The following is a 4314-nucleotide window of genomic DNA, read 5'->3' on the forward strand; positions in this document are numbered from 1 at the left end:
GAGGTGGCTTAGCCAGCCGAAGAGATGAAGACGTGCGTGCCGAATTGAGTTCAAGGAAGGATCAATGCGGCCCGCAAGCGGGGCGCGCCTGCCCGAGGCCGCCTCCGCCCGTGACCTCGACCCCGAGCACCGCCGCGACGGCGCCGGCCTCCTCGTCTTCGGGCTCGCGCTGCTCAGCGCGGCGGGCATCTGGTTCTCCGCCGCCGGGCCGATGGGGGCACGGCTCGCCGACACGGTCCGGCTGTTCCTCGGCGCGATCGCCATCGTGGTGCCGGTCCTGCTGATGATCGGCGCGTGGCGGCTGATGCGGCAGCCGGCCGACCCGGAACACCGGGGACGCGGCCTGGTCGGCTGGGGATCGATGCTGGTGGCCACCGCCGCGATGCTGCACATCGGGCAGGCCCCGGTGGACGACGTCCAGCGCGACTTCGCCGGTGGCCTGGTCGGCGCGGGCGTCGGCAGCCTGCTGGAACGGGCGGTCACCGCCTGGGTGGCGGTGCCGCTGCTGATCCTGCTGCTCGTCTTCGGCCTGCTCGTCGTCACCGCGACGCCGATCAACAAGATTCCCGAGCGGCTCGGCCTGCTGGCCGGTGCCGTGGTCGGCACTCCGCCCGTCGGCGAGGACGAGACCGACGAGGAACCCGCGAAGCCCGCGCGCCGGAAGCCGGCGAAGCGCGTGCCGCCGCCGCTGGACCCGGACGACTTCGACGACGTGGAGGGTGTCGACCTCCAGGACACCATCGTGCTGCCCCGCAAGGCTCCGGCCAAGGTGCCGGCGAGCCGCCGGCCGGTCGAGCCGCCGGAGCACTCGGCACCGCCCACCCGCGCCGAGCAGTTGGCCCTGACCGGCCTGGCCGGCGACTACACGCTGCCGCCGGCGAACCTGCTCGGCAGCGGCCCGGCCGCGAAGACCCGGAGCAAGGCCAACGACGAGGTGATCGCGGCGCTGACCGGCGTCTTCGACCAGTTCGACGTGGACGCCGCCGTCACCGGCTTCACCCGGGGACCCACCGTGACCCGGTACGAGGTCGAGCTGGGATCGGGCGTCAAGGTCGAGCGGATCACCCAGTTGTCCCGCAACATCGCGTACGCGGTGAAGTCTCCCGACGTCCGCATCCTGAGCCCGATCCCGGGCAAGAGCGCGGTCGGCGTGGAGATTCCCAACACCGACCCGGAGAACGTCTCCCTCGGCGACGTCCTGCGGTCCCGGGCGGCGACCAGCGACCACCACCCGATGGTGGTGGCACTGGGCAAGGACATCGAGGGTGGCTACGTGGTGGCCAACCTCGCGAAGATGCCGCACATCCTGATCGCGGGAGCCACCGGCGCGGGCAAGTCGTCCTGCCTGAACACGCTGCTGGTGTCGATCCTGACCCGGGCCACGCCGGACGAGGTGCGGCTGCTGCTGATCGACCCGAAGCGGGTCGAGATGACCGGCTACGAGGGCATCCCGCACCTGGTCACCCCGATCGTGACCAACGCCAAGAAGGCGGCCGACTCGCTGGAGTGGGTCGTCCGCGAGATGGACATGCGCTACGACGACCTCGCGGCCAACGGGGTCCGGCACATCGACGACTTCAACCGCAAGGTGCGCAACGGCGAGATCAAGGCCCCGCCGGGCAGCGAGCGGGAGATGCGCCCGTACCCGTACCTGCTGGTGATCGTGGACGAGCTGGCCGACCTGATGATGGTCGCGCCGCGCGACGTGGAGGACTCGGTCGTCCGGATCACCCAGCTCGCCCGGGCCGCCGGCATCCACCTGGTGCTCGCCACCCAGCGGCCCTCGGTCGACGTGGTCACCGGCCTCATCAAGGCCAACGTGCCGTCCCGGCTCGCGTTCGCCACCTCGTCGCTGGCCGACTCGCGGGTCATCCTCGACCAGCCGGGCGCCGAGAAGCTGCTCGGTCGCGGTGACGGCCTCTTCCTGCCGATGGGCGCGTCCAAGCCGATCCGCATCCAGGGCGCCTGGGTGACGGAGCGCGAGATCGCCGACGTGGTGAAGTTCTGCAAGGACCAGCGGGAGCCGGAGTTCCGTCCGGACGTGCTGGCCCCCGCGCAGGACAGCAAGAAGAAGATCGACGAGGACATCGGCGACGACCTGGACCTGCTGGTGCAGGCGGTCGAGCTGGTGGTGACCTCGCAGTTCGGCTCGACGTCGATGCTTCAACGCAAGCTGCGGGTCGGTTTCGCCAAGGCGGGCCGCCTGATGGACCTCATGGAGACCCGGGGCGTGGTCGGCCCGTCCGAGGGCTCCAAGGCGCGCGACGTACTGGTGAAGCCGGACGAGCTGGAGGAGGTCCTGGTCGGTCTGCGCGGCGCCGACGACTGACGGGCGCTGCCCGGCACGCCGGTCCTTCCGCTGCCGACACGCCGCGGGCCGCCGACACGCCGCGGGCCCGCCGGTTCACCGGCGGGCCCGTTGGCGTGGAGGCGGCGACGGTCAGTTGAGGATGGCCGCCAGGACCACCAGGTTGATCACGATGGCGACCACGTTGGCGATCGCCGCGTACCAGCCGAGCGGCTTGTCGCCGAGGACCGCGCCGACGATGCCCAGCACCAGGCCGACGAGGCCGAAGATGATCGGGTTGAGCAGCAGCGCGAGGACCGCGAAGACGAAACTCACGATCGTGCAGATGCGGGCGGCGTTGGTACGGGGACGGGCGCTGCTGTGCATGTTGGCCATGACTGCCTCCGGTGGTGAGAGCCTGGGGTGCCACCGGATCTCTACCCACTGTGGCTGTTCGTCACGCCTCACCCACGCCACGCGGCCGTCCGGTCATGATCGCGCTGGATCCACGATGTAGTGGCCTCGAACGCGCCCGGATGCCACTACATGCGGGATCGAGCGTGGTCTCCGCGTGCGGTGCGGCTCAGTGGTAGATCTTGAGGCCGACCACGCCCGCCACGACCAGCAGCAGGCAGACGATGCGGGGGAGGCTGGCCGACTCGTTGAGCGCCAGCATGCCGACCAGCGCGGTGCCCACCGCGCCGATGCCGACCCACACGACGTAGCCGGTGCCGACCGGGATCTCGCGCAGCGCGTACGCCAGACCGATCATGCTGAGGATCAGGGTGACCACGAAGACGACCGTCGGCAGCGGCCGGCTGAAGCCGGAGCTGCGGTCCAGGGAGATCGCCCAGGCGGTCTCGAGGAGTCCGGAGATCACGAGCACGATCCAGGCCACGGCGGCACCTCGCGGGAGACGGTCCCGGACGCGGGCCGGGACGACGATTTCTGGTCTCGGGGCGTCTTGTCGTACCGGGTACGCCCACCGCTCGTCCGGGCGGCCGGAGCCGCTGCCGCCGACGCTAGCACCCGGCCCGGTGGGCGGACGGTGATCCCGCCCACCACGGGTTGAGTTGACGTCAACTTCAGGTTGCATGCTGGGCCGATGACCATGCTTGTCACCGACCGGGAGGTCACCGACGTCCTCGATGCCGCCACCACGGTGGCCGCGATGCGGGAGGCGCTGCTCGCCGCGTACGACGGGCGGCTCGTCGCCCCGCCCCGGGCGTCCGCCCCGTTGGACGGCGGGCGGATGGTGCTGACCGCCGGTCACCTCAGCGGCGAGTGGTACGGCTTCCGCTCGTACGACACCTTGGGGCTGCCGGAGTCGGAGCAGCTGGTGGTGCTGCACGACGCGCGGACCGGGGCGGTACGGGCGGTCGCGGTCGGCGAGGAGCTCGGCTCCCGGCGGACCGGGGGACTGGGCGGGGTGGCGGTCGACGCCCTCGCCCGACCCGACGCGACCACCCTCGCCGTGATCGGCTCCGGCCGGCAGGCGTGGACCCAGGTCTGGGCGGCCGCCGCGGTGCGCCCACTGCGACAGATCAGGGTGCAGAGCCGCTCTGCTGCCCGACGGGCGGCGTTCGCCGAGCGGGTCCGCGCCGAGCTGGGCGTACCGGCCGAACCGGTGGGCTCCGCCCGCGAGGCAGTCGCCGGTGCCGACATCGTGGTCCTCGCCACGACCAGCGTCACGCCGGTGCTCGACGCGGCCGACCTGGCCCCGGGCACCCATGTCAACGCCGTCGGCTTCAAGCAGACCGACCGCCACGAGTTCGGCACCGACCTGCTGGACCGTGCGGACCTGCTGGTCACCGACTCGCCGGCCCAGGCCGCCGCGTACGCCCCGCCGATGCTCGCCGCCGTCGAGCCGTACGCCGGGCGGCTGCGCGACCTGGGCGCGGTCCTCGCCGGGGCGGTCCCGGGGCGGACCGGCGCGACGCCGGCCGATCATCCGCTTGGCGTACTGCACCGGGATCCGGCGCTGCGCCTGCTCGATGAAGGTGACCGCGGTGATGACGACCAGGACC

At 72.0% G+C, this 4314-nt stretch carries 3 protein-coding genes, 1 pseudogene and 1 riboswitch; of the genes and pseudogenes, 2 read left to right on the forward strand and 2 right to left on the reverse strand.

Annotated features, from left to right (window positions below):
- Nucleotides 1–94 precede the first annotated feature (94 nt).
- A pseudogene (locus tag AB0I76_RS23475) lies at nucleotides 95–2329 on the forward strand (DNA translocase FtsK); the annotation flags it as partial.
- Nucleotides 2330–2440: 111 nt separating this feature from the next.
- On the opposite strand, the gene AB0I76_RS23480 reads toward AB0I76_RS23475, so the two are convergent.
- Together AB0I76_RS23480 and AB0I76_RS23485 are read right to left on the reverse strand one after the other, a co-directional pair.
- Nucleotides 2441–2683, reverse strand: coding sequence for a hypothetical protein (locus AB0I76_RS23480; protein WP_357039237.1), 243 nt, complete (start codon nucleotides 2681–2683; stop codon nucleotides 2441–2443).
- 187 nt (nucleotides 2684–2870) lie between these two features.
- Entirely contained in the window at nucleotides 2871–3185 is a 315-nt protein-coding gene (locus AB0I76_RS23485) for an SMR family transporter (RefSeq protein WP_357039239.1), read from the reverse strand.
- 55 nt (nucleotides 3186–3240) lie between these two features.
- A riboswitch (guanidine-III (ykkC-III) riboswitch) is annotated at nucleotides 3241–3301 on the reverse strand.
- Between the two features lie 91 nt (nucleotides 3302–3392).
- On the opposite strand from AB0I76_RS23485, the gene AB0I76_RS23490 reads away from it, so the two are divergent.
- Nucleotides 3393–4314, forward strand: a 922-nt coding sequence (locus AB0I76_RS23490) for an ornithine cyclodeaminase family protein (protein ID WP_357039242.1), incomplete at its 3' end; no start/stop codon positions are given.

The organism is Micromonospora sp. NPDC049799, from assembly GCF_040656655.1.
Taxonomy (GTDB): Bacteria; Actinomycetota; Actinomycetes; order Mycobacteriales; family Micromonosporaceae; genus Micromonospora.

Coding starts and splice junctions, on each gene's coding strand:
- AB0I76_RS23480 (WP_357039237.1), bottom strand. CDS start 2,683: ATGGCCAACATGCACAGCAGCGCCCGTCCCCGTACCAACGCCGCCCGC.